General features: G+C 44.7%; 14 protein-coding genes and 1 pseudogene. 9 read left to right on the top strand and 6 right to left on the bottom strand.

Annotated features, from left to right (window positions below; translation table 11 throughout):
- The first annotated feature begins 43 nt into the window (after positions 1–43).
- A complete protein-coding gene (locus QUA56_RS25715) occupies positions 44–2,131 on the top strand; it encodes a thioredoxin domain-containing protein (RefSeq protein ID WP_333363479.1) in 2,088 nt (695 codons plus the stop codon).
- 235 nt (positions 2,132–2,366) lie between these two features.
- Here QUA56_RS25715 and QUA56_RS25710 read toward each other — a convergent pair whose 3' ends face one another.
- On the bottom strand, positions 2,367–2,579 hold the full coding sequence (locus QUA56_RS25710; RefSeq protein ID WP_333363477.1) for a helix-turn-helix transcriptional regulator: 213 nt from the start codon (positions 2,577–2,579) through the stop codon (positions 2,367–2,369).
- Between the two features lie 135 nt (positions 2,580–2,714).
- On the opposite strand from QUA56_RS25710, the gene QUA56_RS25705 reads away from it, so the two are divergent.
- The 8 genes and pseudogenes from QUA56_RS25705 to QUA56_RS25670 all read left to right on the top strand — a co-directional run bounded on the left by QUA56_RS25705 (position 2,715) and on the right by QUA56_RS25670 (position 8,889).
- Complete coding sequence (locus QUA56_RS25705) at positions 2,715–2,930, top strand: hypothetical protein (RefSeq protein ID WP_333363476.1); 216 nt, start codon at positions 2,715–2,717, stop codon at positions 2,928–2,930.
- 162 nt (positions 2,931–3,092) lie between these two features.
- A pseudogene (locus QUA56_RS25700) lies at positions 3,093–3,530 on the top strand (DUF6883 domain-containing protein).
- A gap of 15 nt (positions 3,531–3,545) precedes the next feature.
- Positions 3,546–3,812: a DUF4926 domain-containing protein gene (locus QUA56_RS25695; protein WP_333363474.1), complete on the top strand. Its 267-nt coding sequence runs from the start codon at positions 3,546–3,548 to the stop codon at positions 3,810–3,812.
- A gap of 217 nt (positions 3,813–4,029) precedes the next feature.
- On the top strand, positions 4,030–5,937 hold the full coding sequence (gene dxs, locus QUA56_RS25690) for a 1-deoxy-D-xylulose-5-phosphate synthase (protein ID WP_333363473.1): 1,908 nt from the start codon (positions 4,030–4,032) through the stop codon (positions 5,935–5,937).
- A 191-nt stretch (positions 5,938–6,128) separates the two neighbouring features.
- Positions 6,129–6,827 (top strand): hypothetical protein, encoded by a 699-nt coding sequence (locus QUA56_RS25685; RefSeq protein WP_333363472.1) that lies wholly within the window; start codon positions 6,129–6,131, stop codon positions 6,825–6,827.
- 151 nt (positions 6,828–6,978) lie between these two features.
- Complete coding sequence (locus QUA56_RS25680; RefSeq protein WP_333363471.1) at positions 6,979–7,296, top strand: hypothetical protein; 318 nt, start codon at positions 6,979–6,981, stop codon at positions 7,294–7,296.
- A complete protein-coding gene (locus tag QUA56_RS25675) occupies positions 7,293–7,661 on the top strand; it encodes an aspartyl protease (RefSeq protein ID WP_333363470.1) in 369 nt (122 codons plus the stop codon). The genes QUA56_RS25680 and QUA56_RS25675 overlap by 4 nt, the downstream gene beginning before the upstream one ends.
- A 7-nt stretch (positions 7,662–7,668) precedes the next feature.
- Positions 7,669–8,889, top strand: coding sequence for an NAD(P)/FAD-dependent oxidoreductase (locus QUA56_RS25670; protein WP_333363469.1), 1,221 nt, complete (start codon positions 7,669–7,671; stop codon positions 8,887–8,889).
- Positions 8,890–8,948: 59 nt separating this feature from the next.
- On the opposite strand, the gene QUA56_RS25665 is transcribed toward QUA56_RS25670, so the two are convergent.
- The 5 genes from QUA56_RS25665 to QUA56_RS25645 form a co-directional block, all read right to left on the bottom strand.
- Positions 8,949–11,342 carry a sulfotransferase gene (locus QUA56_RS25665; RefSeq protein ID WP_333363468.1) on the bottom strand — a complete coding sequence of 798 codons (2,394 nt, stop codon included), beginning with the start codon at positions 11,340–11,342 and terminating at the stop codon, positions 8,949–8,951.
- A 133-nt stretch (positions 11,343–11,475) separates the two neighbouring features.
- The gene (locus tag QUA56_RS25660; protein WP_333363467.1) at positions 11,476–13,548 is read right to left on the bottom strand and encodes a Wzt carbohydrate-binding domain-containing protein; all 2,073 of its coding nucleotides are present in this window, start codon (positions 13,546–13,548) and stop codon (positions 11,476–11,478) included.
- Positions 13,549–14,340 (bottom strand): ABC transporter permease, encoded by a 792-nt coding sequence (locus QUA56_RS25655; RefSeq protein WP_333363466.1) that lies wholly within the window; start codon positions 14,338–14,340, stop codon positions 13,549–13,551. It abuts the gene before it with no gap.
- A complete protein-coding gene (locus tag QUA56_RS25650; protein WP_333363465.1) occupies positions 14,337–14,480 on the bottom strand; it encodes a hypothetical protein in 144 nt (47 codons plus the stop codon). The genes QUA56_RS25655 and QUA56_RS25650 overlap by 4 nt, the downstream gene beginning before the upstream one ends.
- Positions 14,481–14,597: 117 nt before the next feature.
- On the bottom strand, positions 14,598–15,998 hold the full coding sequence (locus tag QUA56_RS25645; protein WP_333363464.1) for a glycosyltransferase: 1,401 nt from the start codon (positions 15,996–15,998) through the stop codon (positions 14,598–14,600).
- Positions 15,999–16,159: the final 161 nt, after the last annotated feature.

Below are 16,159 nucleotides of genomic sequence, written 5' to 3'. Positions count from 1 at the left end.
GGACTGACAAGCTTACTGAGTACGATTTAAAGTATATTTGATTATGGTCAACCGTCTTGCTCAATCCCAAAGCCTTTACCTGCGGAAACACGCCGAAAATCCGATCGACTGGTGGCCCTGGTGCGACGAAGCCCTAGAAACTGCCCGGAGCGAAAATAAACCGATTTTCCTGTCAATTGGCTACTCTAGCTGCCACTGGTGTACGGTGATGGAAGGGGAAGCATTTTCCGATCGCGCGATCGCCCAATACATGAATTCGCACTTTATACCGATAAAAGTCGATCGCGAAGAACGCCCGGATATCGACAGCATTTATATGCAAACCTTGCAAATGATGACCGGCCAAGGCGGTTGGCCGCTCAACGTTTTTCTCACTCCCGACGAGCGAGTTCCCTTCTACGGAGGCACTTATTTCCCCGTAGAACCCCGCTACGGACGCCCCGGCTTTTTAGAAGTTTTGCAAGCAATTCGCCGCTTTTACGACACAGAAAAAGGCAAAGTAGAAGCCTTCAAAGCAGAGATTTTAAGCAACCTCCAACAGTCGGCAGCGCTGTCAGGAATAACCGCCGAATTAAATCGCGAAGTCTTCCAAAAAGGCTTAGAACTTAACACCGGAATTATTGCCGGTAGCAACCCCGGCCCCAGTTTTCCGATGATACCTTATGCGGAGCTAGCACTGCGGGGAACCCGATTTAATTTTGCATCAAAATACGACAGCAAACAAGTCTGCACTCAGCGCGGATTAGACTTAGCATTGGGCGGCATTTACGACCACGTAGCCGGCGGATTTCACCGCTACACGGTTGACGCAACTTGGACTGTGCCGCACTTTGAAAAAATGCTCTACGACAACGGTCAAATTGTTGAATATTTGGCTAATTTGTGGAGCGCGGGAATACAAGAACCGGCTTTTGAAACTGCGATCGCGGGAACAGTAGAATGGTTGAAGCGAGAAATGATTGCGCCGACAGGCTATTTTTATGCTGCACAGGATGCTGACAGCTTTAACACTTCTGAAGAACTTGAACCGGAAGAAGGAGCATTTTATGTCTGGAGTTACGCCGAACTGGAACCACTATTAACTGCTGAGGAATTGGCGGAGATTCAAGCACAGTTTACTGTTAGTCGCAGCGGCAATTTTGAAGGCAAAAATGTATTGCAGCGCCGCCATCCGGGAAAACTGAGCGACAGGGTAGAAAAGGCTTTGGCTAAACTCTTTCAAGTTCGCTACGGTGGCAATCCCGATAATGTGAAAACCTTTCCGCCAGCCCGCAACAATCAAGAAGCTAAAAACGAAAGTTGGCCTGGTAGAATTCCCGCAGTTACTGACACGAAAATGATTGCTGCTTGGAATAGCTTAATGATTTCGGGTTTGGCCCGTGCTGCGGCTGTTTTTGGAAATTTGGAATATCTGGAATTAGCTGTGAAAGCGGCTAATTTTATTTTAGACAATCAGTGGAGGGATGGGCGGTTTCAGCGGTTGAATTATGACGGACTATCTGCTGTAACCGCGCAGTCGGAAGATTATGCTTTGTTTGTGAAAGCATTGTTGGATTTGCATCAAGCGAGTTTGACTTTAGGCAACGGGGAAAAGGCAAAACAGTTGCCGAATTCTCAGTTTTGGTTGGAGAAAGCTGTGCAGGTGCAAGAAGAGTTTGATGAGTTTTTGTGGAGCGTGGAATTGGGAGGATATTACAATGCTGCTAAGGATGTGAGCGGAGATTTGTTGGTGCGGGAACGCAGCTATATAGACAATGCAACTCCGGCGGCGAATGGAATTGCGATCGCCTCTTTGGTTCGCCTCGCACTGCTGGGCCCGAATTTGGAATATCTCGATCGCGCGGAGCAAGGTTTGCAAGCTTTCAGCAGTATTGTACAAGATTCTCCGCAAGCTTGTCCGAGTTTGCTTTCTGCTCTCGATTGGTATCAGCATTCTACCCTAATTCGCACGACTCCCGACCAGATTTCGGGATTGATTTCCCAGTATTATCCGACTGCTGTCTGTCAGATTGAGGCTGATTTGCCTGAAGGTGTTATCGGGTTAGTTTGCGAGTGTTTGACTTGCAAAGAACCTGCGAAAAGTCAAGAGCGGCTGTTGGAGGAAATTTTGCAAAGTCAAACGCGAGTTTAGCACGGGGATCGGGTTTACGAGATTCTTAGTTTTCAGGCGGCGCATTTTGTCTGGTGCGTCGCCTATGAGATTATCGAGCTTATTTGAATATCTGCGATTGAGCCGCACCCGCTGGGTATTTTGTAATATCAAATCCGTTGACATCGGAATTATTATCTCTCTCTTCTCTTTCTCTGTGTCCTCTGTGCCCTCTGTGGTTTAATCATTCCGATATAACCGGAATTGATATGAGTCCTCAATCTTCCAAAATCTCGACCAAATCTTCCATTGTTACATCGAAGGCGCGGGCTATTTTGTAGACAGCAGACAGATCGACTGTGTTCAAAGCATCCCGCCTCCCGTAGCTTTTTACCGTGTTGTAATTGACTCCCGAGCGATCGGCAACTTCTTTAAACGTCCAACCTCTCTTCTCAGCTAATTCTCGAATCCGCAGTCTCACGTAGCCCATTTTTTTGCTTGACTTCGGTGCATATATACCGGATAATATCTATGTACACTAAAAACGATCGCCCACCTAGCCTCGAAAACTTAAGGGCGATCGCCTTTTTTACCACACCCCACGAACGTGGGGAAGGATTACCCTATGATACCAACATCAAAGCCCAAATTAAACACTCATCCCTGGTGTATCGTGCGGCAATTGCCAAATATGCAGCGATTGGTTGTGGCTAGGTTCCACCGCCGAGGCGATGCAGAGGGATATATGCAGATTTTACGGCGGTTGTTGCCGGTGGCTAAACACGCGATCGTATTTGATACGACTGGGGCCGAGAAATTGCCTGAAGTGCGACTGAATTAGAGCGAATGCTGTAATGGATAAGTGCGATCGCGTTTTACAAGTGCGATCGCTCCTTCATCAAATTTACTTGGCAACCGATCGGCTACAATATTTCAAGAGTATCTGAGAGCTTCGATCCCTATGAATACTCATTTATACTTGTACTAAAATTTCACAGCTATCATGAAGCTACCTAACGCAGATCGCGCTATAATTGACATCAGGAAGCTGTCAACTTACTGTCTAGATTTAGAGCATTCCGATGGACAACATAAAGCGCGCGTGTTCCGATCGGGTTTAGGCATAGGCTTAGAGGACGTAGACGAACTGCGAACAGCTTTGTTGGAAGCAATTTTGACTTCTGAAGCAACTCCGACTCAACAAGACAGGCACGGTCAGAGATATGTATAGCCTTTATTAAAAAGATGAGGTATGGTTGACAGATTATATAACCATTTAAACGTATAGGGCTGAAGCCCAACTACGTACCTCATCTTTCTGAGAACGGCTATAGTTGATTTTCTAATGACTCGACTCGACAAACAAGCTATAGTACGGAGTGCTTGGATTATCAGAACAACAGAGAATTTTCCCCGCTTAGTAACTTGTTATATTCCGTGAAGGAGGTATGTAAAAATGAATTTTAAAATCAAACTGCTTGATGTTGTTGCATTGCTAGAAGATTTGCCAGAACATGGCTTATATCGCGGTCAAGTGGGAACAGTAGTTGATGAATACGATACAGAATTTGTTGAGGTTGAGTTTAGCGATTTGCAAGGTTGTACCTACGCGCTAGAAGCACTTAGCAAGTCGCAGTTAATGATTTTGCATCACAGTCCGCTTGCAGAAACCAAATGGCTAAAAAGTCAGCCATCAGTACACAAACCAGTTTTAAATCGCTAACAATCCCCGTTCACTAGCAATATAAGCATTCTTTATATTGACTTTCGGCGATTCATTGACTATAATTATCAGCCCAAAAACAATTAAAAATTCCCGCCTAACAGTTTTTCTCAAATAACAGTTAAACTATTCTAACGTCTGCACGTACCGAACGCTGCAGCTACAACCTATATCTATCAAGGATTCGTCCTAATTCTTAGGAGCGGGATTTTAAAATATGCATCTGAGCGAACTGACTCACCCAAACCAATTACACGGTCTCTCGATTCATCAACTCGAACAAATTGCCCGACAAATTCGAGAAAAGCATTTAGAAACTGTAGCCGCTAGCGGCGGCCACCTCGGCCCAGGATTGGGTGTAGTCGAACTGACCTTAGCACTCTACCAAACACTCGACCTCGATCGCGACAAAGTTACCTGGGATGTCGGCCACCAAGCTTATCCTCACAAATTGATAACCGGCCGCTACAACGAATTCCACACCCTACGCCAAAAAGACGGCGTTGCAGGCTATCTGAAGCGCTGCGAGAGCAAATTTGACCACTTCGGCGCCGGTCACGCTTCCACAAGCATTTCGGCAGCACTAGGAATGGCGATGGCGCGCGACCTCAAGGGCGAAAACTTTAAAACTGTAGCAGTCATCGGCGACGGCGCATTGACTGGCGGCATGGCACTCGAAGCGATCAACCACGCGGGCCATATGCCGAAAACCAATGTGATGGTAGTGCTCAACGACAACGAGATGTCAATCTCGCCCAATGTCGGCGCGATTACCCGCTATTTGAACAAGATGCGACTCTCGCAGCCGGTGCAATTTCTCAAAGATAACTTAGAGGAACAATTCAAACACATTCCCTTTGTCGGCGAAACTTTTACCCCAGAAATGGAACGCCTCAAAGAAAGCATGAAACGCTTGGCAGTTTCCAAAGTAGGAGCAGTAATTGAAGAATTGGGCTTTACCTACATGGGCCCGGTAGACGGACACAATTTGGAAGAGTTAATTGCCACTTTCAAACAAGGTCATACTATCCAAGGGCCGGTGCTAGTTCACGTGGTGACGGTGAAGGGTAAAGGATACGCGATCGCCGAAAAAGACCAAGTAGGATATCACGCCCAAAATCCCTTTAACTTAGCCACCGGCAAAGGCATTCCCTCCACCAAACCCAAGCCTCCAGCTTACTCGAAAGTCTTTACCCACGCCCTGGTCAAGCTAGCAGAAAATAATCCCAAAATTGTCGGCATTACCGCTGCAATGGCAACCGGAACAGGCCTTGACAAACTTCAGGAAAAACTGCCGAAACAGTACATTGATGTCGGCATTGCCGAACAGCACGCCGTGACTTTAGCGGCTGGTTTAGCCTGCGAAGGAATGCGCCCCGTTGTAGCAATTTACTCGACCTTTTTGCAGCGGGCATACGACCAAATAATTCACGATGTCTGCATCCAAAAATTGCCAGTTTTCTTCTGTTTGGATCGAGCCGGAATTGTCGGCGCCGACGGCCCCACCCACCAAGGAATGTACGACATTTCTTACTTGCGCTGTCTGCCAAATATGACAATTATGGCACCCAAAGACGAGGCAGAATTGCAGCGGATGATAGTCACGGGAATCAACCACACCAGCGGCCCGATCGCCATGCGTTACCCGCGCGGCAACGGTTACGGCGTGCCTTTGATGGAAGAAGGTTGGGAAGAATTGCCGATCGGCAAAGCCGAAATCCTCCGCAACGGCGACGATTTGCTGATATTGGGTTACGGTTCAATGGTTTATCCGGCAATGCAAACCGCCGAGATTTTGAGCGAACACGGCATTGAAGCAACGGTCATCAATGCGCGTTTTGTCAAGCCGTTAGATACCGAATTAATCTTGCCTTTAGCACAGCGAATCGGGCGAGTTGTCACTTTAGAAGAAGGCTGTTTGATGGGCGGCTTCGGTTCAGCAGTAGCCGAATCTTTGCTCGACAATAATGTCCTCGTTCCGCTGATGCGGCTGGGCGTACCGGATACATTAGTAGATCATGCAACGCCAGAGCAATCATTTGCCAGTTTAGGGTTAACTCCACCGCAAATGGTCGATCGCATCTTAGCAACATTCAGCCGCAAACAGTCACCCGTTAGCGTCTAATTAGCTAGAATTGTAGGGTGGGCACTGCCTCACCATTGGTGTCAACAAACACCCTATTTCCCTCTGTCCGGCAGGGGTTTAAACCCCTGCCTCAAAGCTAAAGTCCTCTTGCATAAGACTGAAGAACTCATTAGTCCTACTATATAGTTAAGGTCATTAGTTGATAGCCATAGATCGAAGAGGAGGTTTTTGTGGGAGAAGCTAACCGCCGAAAAAGATTCGATTCAAATTACGGTAACCGCCTTAATATTGGATGTTTTATCGCTGCTTCTACTTCCAGCGATGCTCATGCTGTCTACCTTGGAATTGGACGCAAGGGAAGCGTAGAACGCCGACTTATATCAGCTCACGCAAGCATCATTGACGCATGGAAAATCTTTGTTTATTGCCAAGATATTTTATCTAAGCTTAAATATTTTCATCTGCAAAGCAACGATCAAATTACTAGCAATTTTATTAGCAGTTTGATTGGGACTTACGGTGATTATTCTGATGACGATGCTGTTTATGAAGTGTCTGGCGATAAAAAAGCGCTTATGGATTGGCTGTCGCAAGGCAAAACGATCTTGGATGATGATTTGCCTTCCAATATTAACGTTTTGGTTGTAAAGCCCCCAGTTACCAAAAAATACAAAGTTTTTTGGTACGAATCAGAAGAAGCTCCAAAAAATACTTACGGTAATCCCGAAGAAAATTGTGTTTTTACAGTCGGTAAAAATTATGATGAACCAATTTCGGGGGGTGCTAACAAGAAAGTAAATTTTTTCAGCAGTTATGTAACCGCTGCCTATGTAGCTGACTATGTGAATCGGTTGAACAGAGATAGTTTAACTGAGGAAGAAGTCAAGCGACTGTTGTTTGAAGCCAATCAGCTTCAAGGAAAAATTTAGCCAACTATGAATCAATGCTTTCAGTCATTTCTCATAGTTTTTGACGACCGACAACATCGTATCATCTGACACAAAGGAAAACCAACAATGAAATAGAAGTTTATGGTACAATCAGATTGCAGAAACATTTGAATATAAGGTATAAAAAACAATGACTAGCGTCAAACCAAATCGTACCGTGCGGCGGGGAAGATTGTTCCCCGAAATTCAGTGGTCAGAAGAAAAAAAAGCCCAGTGGCGAGCCGAAAGAGCGGCATTTCGCAAGCGTTGTAAAGTAATTTTCGATCGCCTTAAACCAGACTTAATTGACACTCACTACAACTGGTACATGGCGGTTGAACCTGATAGCGGGGAATATTTTATCGACAAGGATGATATGGCGGCTACCAAAATGTGCCGCCAGAAACACCCAAATGCTATCCCCTACCTTTTCCGCATCAACAACACAGGGGCGTGCGGCTCAATATGATTGAAGGAAGATTTGGTGATGAGGACGAGCTATTTTTTGAAATTGAATTGATTGCTAATAACGGCTTAGAATTACCTGTTGATGCTCTGCTAGATACAGGTTTTTCGGGCTGGTTAGCAATGGACGAGCAAGATTTCGAGGGACTTGATTGGATTTATATTAGGCGACAAGAAATGCGGACAGCAAAGGGAGAATTTGATTTCGATCTTTATGCAGGAAAAGTACGCATAGATGAGCAAGAGTTTGACATTCCCGTTCATGTGGGTGACGGAGTACCGGAAATTTTAATCGGCCGCCAGTGGCTGAAAACTCGGCGGTTAGTAGTTGATATTTCTGCGGGTGTTTTGACATTGGAAGCTAGTTAAAAGCCAAATGAATTTAAAAAGTTTTGACATAGTAATAGTAGGAGCCGGCCCAGCAGGAGGCCACTGCGCGAGAATCCTAGCCAAATCCGGTCACAAAGTCTTGCTGGCAGAGCAAAACGACAATTTTAATAAAAATGACTTTTCTAGTGCCGCTACACCTCTAGAAACCCTCTCTAAATTCGATTTACCTGAATCCGTCATCGGCAGTTTTTGGCACAAACTTACTATTGAAACTAGCAAAGTCACTCAAACTTGGGAGTCTCCCGAAAGCTTGGGCGTTGTTCTCAATTTTGCTAAATTTAGAGCATTTTTAGCCAGCGAAGTTGAGCGATTTGGCGGTGAAGTTTGGCTTGGTTATCGCTACACCGGACATTCACCAGCCAAGGGCGAAACAACAGTAGAATTTAAACAGTTATCCGACGGTCAACTTATCAAAGTTAGCACCAAAGTATTGGTTGATGCTACGGGCTTTGCTAGGGCGATTATGTATGAAAAAGAGAAGGATAAGCCGGATTTTTTGTCTGGAACCGGAATAGAATATTTAATTGAAGTTGAACCCGAAGTTTACAATAAATATAGCGGTGATTTAATCTTATTTGTGGGCGATAAATGGATGCCTAAAGGTTATTCTTGGATATTTCCAATGGAACAAAACAGGCTGAAAGTTGGTGCGGCACGCATTTTTTTAGAACAGAAAACGCTGAGGCATTTGTCACCGCTGAAAAAATATATTGATTTGCTGATTGATGAATATCTGAAGTCTAAAAATTATAAAATTATTGACAAACACGGTTCGATGCTGAAGTACAGCCGCGGTTTGAAGGATATTTATTGCAAGGATAATATAATTGCGATCGGCGATACTGTCTCGACAGTAAATTTTTTGGGCGGCGAGGGCATTAGACACGGGATGGATGGTGCGGAAATAGCTGGGAAATATATTCAAAGCTATTTGGAGGGGAAAATCTCGGATTTTCGGGATTATGAGACGGAAATGCACCGCAAGTTTGATAAGAAATGGAATATTTCGGAAAGGTTGGCGGTGAGAAAATATATCGATGATGTTAACGATAAACTTACTGATAGAGCAATTTCTTATTTAAAGTACATGAAAACTGAAGATGTTATGGATATTTTATTTTATTATAAGTTTGAGAAAATTTCTAGAGGATTCGGCGGTTATTTGCAGCGAAAAATCAAGGGATTGATTAAGCAATTTCATTGGTAAGGTTCATCAGTTGAGAGATTGTTAGTTGAGGGAAAAATCTCGCTGGCTGACGCACCCTACTAAGGTAATTTTAAGGCCTTTTTTGCGCTGACTTGAAGGCGCGGCAGCGACAGTAAAGCATCGTCAAAACTGCTAAATTTTGACCTATAGGATACACCAAAAGTATACCCACTCGCTCCAATTAAATGCGCTACAATTGGATCGACATCCCCGTAAGGATAGGCAAAACATTTAACAGATTTCTCTAATTCCCGTTCTAAGATAGCACGGGATTTTGCCCCCTCCCGCACAATTTCTGTCGGCGACAATGCAGTTAGAGGTTGATAAGTAGCAGACATCGAACCGAATTCAATCCCTGCATCCCGCAGTTGGCGAATTTCCGGCCATCCCATTAACTGCACTTCTGCAAATTCGGCTTTTTCCCAACTATTTGTCTTTCCTATCGACTCCGCTACCAGAAAAACAGTAGCTGTAAAATCAAAGCGTTTTAGCAGAGGCCAAGCATATTGAAAAAAGTCGAGATAGCCGCCGTCAAAAGTCATCAATACAGCTTTACCGGGTAAAGGAGTTTTAGCCAGTTTCGCGCTTCGCCAATTTTCCCAACTCGCACTATAATAAGCACGATCTTTCAGATACTGCAATTGTTGTTCCAAAGCCTGCGGGGTAACTGCGTCTAAACCGTCAGGAGAAATGCGGCGGTAGGCGAGAATCGGCAGCCTTTGTGTAACGCTATGATTGTCAAAAACTTGAGGTTTCACCGAGTGATAAACTTCTCTATACGGCGATTTTCGCCCAATAATTTCCGGTGCGTAAAATACTTGCTTTGGAAACTCGTTTTCTGAGGCAATTTCCATTGTTGTTTCCCCCGCAATTGCCGCCGCTGGGAGTGCGGCCCGGCGGCTGACACTTGTCCCGATCGCACCCGATCGCCTGCCGAACATCACCGCATTTGGCGGGTAAATGCCCCCAGCACCCGCTGCATTCAAACTGTCGGGCAAATTTGACCTTTGTTGAGCACAAGAGGCTAAGCGCGATCGCAGCGATTGCTTGCCGTTGAGCGGTTTTCCCAGCAAAGCTTCTCGCACGGTGGCGACGCACAACTCAAAACCGCTATTTCGAGTAATTGTCGATCGCAATTTTTGAGCAGAAACGAAATTATTTTCCACCGCAACCGTGACAATACCGACAGCAACGCCGCCTACTTTCACCAGCACGTCAATTTCATCAAGCTCAACTTTTATATTAGCAAATTCCTCGCTAACTTCCAGAGCAATTAAATCTTTTTCAAGCGTAATTGTAGGGACTTCTCCGGCTATTTCTGGCTTGTAGAAATCCTCCAAATGCCAATGCGGACGGCCCCATAATTCTTGCAAAAATAGCCTCCAGTCATTTTTCTTGTGGAATGGTTCCAGCAAAGTTTCCCACAATCTATTACCTTTTTCGCAGCGATTGCGTTGAAAAAAGCGATCGAGAATTTGCCAAGCAAACTGGGCTGCGATCGCATCCGCCAAAACCGCACCCGCAACCGTGCCATCGCAGACTGGCAATTCAAGAATACCGAGTTTAATGCCCTCTAGTTCGATCGTACAGCACAGGCGATCGTATATTTGGGGAAGAGCGCAAATATCCGAAATTGGTTCGCTCACTTCTACCGCAACTTTCCAGGCAATTTCATCCTTGACTCGCTTAATCTTATCTAAAATATCTTTAATTTCATTTCTCGTGAAAATTTTATGATATTTGTGAACATTACTACTTTTTACCTCTCTCTCAATCCCTTGGTGCCAAGGTAAATTCAAACTGAGACTAGCTGCTTTTTCTTGATAAGCTTCCAGCATTTTAGCGTCATATTCAACACCCATAAAATGACAAATATCTTCTAACTTTTTGACCTTGTTATCGACAATTTCCTCATAATTGACTAATATATGATTAGATTTTTTAGCATATTTGTGACTAATTAACATCGCCTGTTTCCAGCGATCGATACAGTGGTTTAAATCCCAACCAGGCCCCCACAAATCATGAGAACTGCTAGTAGCCTCATGCAGAGAAGCTATTGTATCCATACCGTTTCGCAAAATATGTATGAATTTCGCATCCGGTAAAAATCGCTCTATGTCATCAATAAAATATATGTGTTCCGGCGTTTTTTCCAACCAAATGCTTTTGTTTTGTTCCGCCGCCAAACCATCCAAAACTCCGACTAACCAACTAACTTTATTTCCTACAGTTTGACTATCATCAAAACCTTGCAAAAGTTCAGGGCGATTAATCTCATCCTTAAAAAAAGCTTCCAGCCTACCTGGCAACTTTCCCGCAAACTTTTTGTACAGTAAATAATGAAAAAACTTAGATTCAGGAAAAGAAATAACTTCAGGATGAGCAGCCAATAAACTTTGAAGCATGGTTGTGCCGCTTCTCGGAGAGCCTACTAAAAATATGCGTTTCATTTTTATACTTTATAAATTGTTTGTGGATGAGATTTTTTTATGAACCGCAGAGAGCGCAGAGGGCACAGAGGAAGAGAAGAAAGAGGTATGATTCCTGTTCCTCTCTGCGCTCTCTGCGGTTAAAACTCTTTTCCTAACTCCAACTAAAATCCTCCTTCAACAAATCAGAAAGTTCCTGATTGTAAGGTTTGAAATAATCAGTCAATTCTCGTTCGATTTTCGGTGGCATTTGGCTGTATTCATCGACATGATTAATTTCATATTCTTTACTTGCACTTTCACTAATATCCAAGAAATTCAATACTTCCGAAAAGACTTGACCTGTATGTGCGTAAAAATCTTCGCTCTTGAGAATTAGCAACTGTTCTCTCGGAAAATAGTCGAGCCAATTTTTGATTTGTTCTACATAAATTCCCCGCGACAAATAGGAATAATGCTGGTGATTAAAACTGTAATAACCTTCATCTGCTTTGATTTTTTTTATCTCACCTTTGAGTCTATCCGGTTCAGAAGCGATCGCCTTTTCAAAATCCAACTTTTCGCAGCCGTTCGCCACTTCTAAATGATAGTGCATCCACGCTCGTTTTACCGGGTTTCGCAGCATCACAATCAGCTTAACATCGGGGAAACACTTGTAAACTCGCTCCGCCACCAAAGGATGATAAATATAGTAAGGAGTCATCTCCCACAGCAACACCTTCTCACCGGCTACACTGCGAGTCAACTGTTTGTTATACCAATTAACACCGCGCTCAAAATTTAAATCAAAAAAGTGAATGTCCCGGGAACCTTCTTTGATAATTTGCAAGTGATTTTCGAGATGGCTGTATAGAGATTCCGTGCCGGAGTTTTGAGAACCAATAATTAAAAAATCTGGCTTTTGCTTGTTTTCCAACTGAGTCAAAATCTTGGCGTAGCCGGGATTATTTTTATCCAAATCGTAAGTTACAGCGGCTGGTTCGGCTAAATCCAAAAGCGGCATTTTGCCCTCAAATTCCCAGCGGTACGGCGGACAAAGAATCGTTTTTTGGTTTACAGTCGATCGCACGTACAGCGGATAAACCTGCCAATGATAATCGTAGGCGTAAGCCAAAGTTTCCTCGTAAACCCCAGCATTCACGTAATACTGACCGTTTCCTAAATCCAGCCTGTCTATTTGCAGCCGGATTTTGCCTTTCCCTTTCACCAGCGGCAGCAGTCTGCCCATTTGATTAGTATTAGTCTCAAAACAACTTTGACCGTCATCCCTGCTGATTGTCACGGCAAAAATAGCCGCAGAAATTTCCTGGGACACCGAATAAGAGATTTCAATGCTAATAGCATCACCGCTATCTATTTCTGAATCTGGCAATACTTGAACATCGGTAATTTCTACTTCCAAAGAACCGAAGCGATTCTGATGACCTCGCTGTGACGACCCGCTACTCGTAGCTTCAGCAGCACGCAGGGGAGTGCGATTTTCTGCGGACGATCGCATTTCTGACAAATACTGACCGACTACCACTTCCGGTTCCCCATAAGCCACGATTTCACCTGATTTCAGCCACAAAGCTCGATCGCACATTTTCTGAATTTGCGACGCAGTGTGAGAAATCAAAACAATCGCACATCCTTGATTCTTAAACTCAGTTATCTTATTCAAACATTTAGTTTGAAAAGCCACATCACCAACCGACAAATGTTCATCAACTAACAGCACTTCTGGATCGGTATGCACCGCCACCGAAAAAGCCAGCCGCATTTTCATCCCCGTACTGTAAGTCCGCATCGGGCTGTCAATAAACTGTTTTAACTCTGCAAATTCCACAATATCGTCAAACCTGCGCGCCACTTCCCGGCTAGTCAAACCGGCCACCACCGCACCCACAAACACGTTTTCTCTGCCCGTTAGATCCGTGTGAAAACCCGCACCCAAATCTAACAAACCGCCAATTCTGCCGTTAACTTTAATAGTTCCTTCCTCAGCGTGACCAATCCCGCCGACAAGTTGCAGCAGCGTTGATTTTCCCGCGCCATTCTTGCCAAGAATTCCCAGCATTTCCCCAGGAGAAACAGTAAAATTTATATTCCGCAGCGCCCAAAAACTCGCCTCCGGCTTCAGCTTCCGCCAACCAGACAAAGCTGCCTCCATAATCGTATAAGGTTTCGCGGTAGAGTAGCGGTTAAAACGCTTACCCAAACCCTTGACAATAATTGCTTCACGCATTTACAATTCCTCCACAAAATGATCGCTTTGCCGTCTAAAAATTCCCAGTCCGATGGGCAAAAGAGCCGCAATAGCCAAGCTCAAAATTAACAAAGCCTGCCAATCTGGCTGCATACCTTTGAGCAGTATGGCGCGGTAAGCTTCAATCAGCGGCACCATTGGATTTAAGTAATAGAAAATCTTAAATTTTTCCGGGACGCTGTTGATGTCGTAGAAAATCGGAGTTAGGTAAAATAGCATCTGCAAAACTACTCCCAAAGTGTGCTGTGTGTCGCGAAAAGTGACATTCAAAGCGGCAAGGGGATAAGCAAAACTAACTGTCAAAAAAAACTGAATAATCATCAGCAGTGGCAACAAAAGTAGCACTGAATTCAGATGGAGTCCATCAATTGCCAGAAAGATAATTAACACCGGCAAAGCTAAGACAAAGTGAATTAGCCCAGTCATTGTCGTGACTACCGGCAAAATTGCCGTGGGGAAATTTGGCTGCCTGATTAGTGCTTTATTAGTGGTAATTAATCCCGTTGATTTAAATAATGCCGTTTGAGACCAGCTCCAAATTAACAAGCCGCTGAAAGCAAAGGAAGAAAATTTGGGAATATTAAGCGGTACGACAGAGCGAAACAAAAAGGAAAATACAGCCAACTGTAACAGCGGACTGATTAAAGTCCAAGCAATCCCCAAGGTCGATCGCTTGTAAAGTAATTTCATATCGCGATCGACCAATACCCGCAGCAAATCAAAGAAATGAGTGATTTGGCGAATGTAAGCTACATTTCCCGCATTTTTCACAGCACACCCCCAGCAACTATCTGAGGTTCTGGCCCGGATACATTCCAGGGCTGAATCTCAACCAAATTCTGGGTCTGCACCAGGGTCAGCTTGTCAGGAATTGGTTCTAAAAAATCAGCTTCAATCAATTTTATTGCCATAATTATTATTGTCAATTTCTATTTTTTTCAACTCTAAATGACTGTTTGCGATTAATTAAAGGCTTACTTAATTACACCTCTATATTCTGTTTTTTCTATAATCTAATTATGTCATTTCTAGGAAGGATTTTCCAGTTTTTTTTTGTCCAATACTGTAAACAACTGTAGATGTTGAAGTAGGGTGTTGTCAACTAAGCTAGGCTCAGAATGAGCAGCACTTTTGGGCATACCGTTAACCGCGATCGCCCGAGCCAGGGGTTCGGCAAAGTCAAGCGCCAGAATCGATCGCAAGTGAGCGCCCCGCAGTGGCTCTACACCGAATTTGGGAGTGACGTGACCGATCGACTGTTCACCGTAACGGAGGTAAATGCCATCGGGTTTTTTCTCGTCAATGATTCGTTCTGCGGCTTCCCAACCTTCCTGCAAATCGATTTCAATTTCATGTCTGCCCAAATCGCCGCTAGCCGTTCCTTCTTGCATAAAACTAGAAAGAGCCGATCGACTTTTCAACTCATCAATGACACCCCGCAAATACCAATAACCGCGCAATTTTGACCGCAACCACCGCCAACTTCCCCGCATCCGCAAGCTTTCGAGTAAATCAAGAGATTTCCTCAGTCCCAGGGCCAGCCAATCCACAGCAGCCGGCCAGAAAAACGTGACAGCCACCACAATTTTATCTACCAGCGAGTCAGCAGTTTCGTAGGCTGCTACCGGCAGTATCGGTCTAAGTTCCGGGTGTCGGCGGCCGATAGAAACATCCGATCGCCCTTCCTGACGAGCACGGCCAAAAGAGCGATCGAGATTATTAGTTTCATGTTCGTAATGATAGCCAACAGCATCCCCCGCTACAGCAAAAGGTACATCAGCTTTCAGCAAACGCACCCCAAACTCGTAATCTTCCCCGCCGCAGTCCCCGAAAGCCGAATCGAAGCCATCGAGACGAGCAAACATTTCTGCATCCAAAGAAAGGTTGCCGCTGAGCAAATCTTGATAAGTAAATCGGTGAGTCGGCTGGCTCATCTGATAAAACTTGTCTTCCCACCAAGCCCGCACTTCTACGCCAAAAAATCTAGTTTCTCCCTGCAACTTTGGCGGATAAGGGCCCATGACAGCACAGCCCGGACGCTCTCGGTGAACCCGCGCGTGGCTTTCCACCAAAGGCGGCATTGCTTCGATATCGTCATCCAGAAACAGCAGCAATTGCCCGGTAGCCGAAGCTGCTCCCGTATTGCGGGCGATGGCAGCACTCCGGCAATTTACCTCGATCGCCTGCACTTTAAACGGAGCTTTGTAGTCTTGCAGCATTGCCAAAGTATCGTCAATGCAGCTATCTGCGACTACAATAACTTCCATGAGGTCGATCGGATAAGTCTGCGAGTGCAAAGCATCAAGAGCTCGCTGCAGCGAAGAACATCGATTGTGACTGGGAATAATTACGCTAACTGTGGGATTTTCTCTATTCATATTGGGCATTGGGAATTGGGAATTGGGCATTGGGAATTGGGAATTGGGCATTGGGCATTGGGCATTGGTTATTAAAAACATTCCTGGACGCATAAATACCTTGGTTCCCACGCATTCAGCACCAAAAAAACAACTAATGACCGATCGCAAATAACCAACTACTAACTACTAACTAATGACTACTAACTACTAACTAATGACTACTGACAACT

The organism is Microcoleus sp. N3A4 (genome assembly GCF_036701805.1).
Lineage (GTDB): Bacteria > Cyanobacteriota > Cyanobacteriia > Cyanobacteriales > Microcoleaceae > Microcoleus.
Note: the sequence above shows the minus strand (reverse complement) of the source record. Positions and strands in the feature narration are given on the sequence as shown.

What these genes read in the sequence shown, in the direction of transcription:
- QUA56_RS25715 (WP_333363479.1), top strand. Translation starts at nt 44, where the DNA reads ATGGTCAACCGTCTTGCTCAATCCCAAAGCCTTTACCTGCGGAAACAC.
- QUA56_RS25670 (WP_333363469.1), top strand. Translation starts at nt 7,669, where the DNA reads ATGAATTTAAAAAGTTTTGACATAGTAATAGTAGGAGCCGGCCCAGCA.
- QUA56_RS25695 (WP_333363474.1), top strand. Translation starts at nt 3,546, where the DNA reads ATGAATTTTAAAATCAAACTGCTTGATGTTGTTGCATTGCTAGAAGAT.
- QUA56_RS25705 (WP_333363476.1), top strand. Translation starts at nt 2,715, where the DNA reads ATGATACCAACATCAAAGCCCAAATTAAACACTCATCCCTGGTGTATC.
- QUA56_RS25665 (WP_333363468.1), bottom strand. Translation starts at nt 11,342, where the DNA reads ATGAAACGCATATTTTTAGTAGGCTCTCCGAGAAGCGGCACAACCATG.
- QUA56_RS25645 (WP_333363464.1), bottom strand. Translation starts at nt 15,998, where the DNA reads ATGCCCAATTCCCAATTCCCAATGCCCAATTCCCAATTCCCAATGCCC.
- QUA56_RS25680 (WP_333363471.1), top strand. Translation starts at nt 6,979, where the DNA reads ATGACTAGCGTCAAACCAAATCGTACCGTGCGGCGGGGAAGATTGTTC.
- QUA56_RS25675 (WP_333363470.1), top strand. Translation starts at nt 7,293, where the DNA reads ATGATTGAAGGAAGATTTGGTGATGAGGACGAGCTATTTTTTGAAATT.
- QUA56_RS25650 (WP_333363465.1), bottom strand. Translation starts at nt 14,480, where the DNA reads ATGGCAATAAAATTGATTGAAGCTGATTTTTTAGAACCAATTCCTGAC.
- QUA56_RS25710 (WP_333363477.1), bottom strand. Translation starts at nt 2,579, where the DNA reads ATGGGCTACGTGAGACTGCGGATTCGAGAATTAGCTGAGAAGAGAGGT.
- dxs (WP_333363473.1), top strand. Translation starts at nt 4,030, where the DNA reads ATGCATCTGAGCGAACTGACTCACCCAAACCAATTACACGGTCTCTCG.
- QUA56_RS25660 (WP_333363467.1), bottom strand. Translation starts at nt 13,548, where the DNA reads ATGCGTGAAGCAATTATTGTCAAGGGTTTGGGTAAGCGTTTTAACCGC.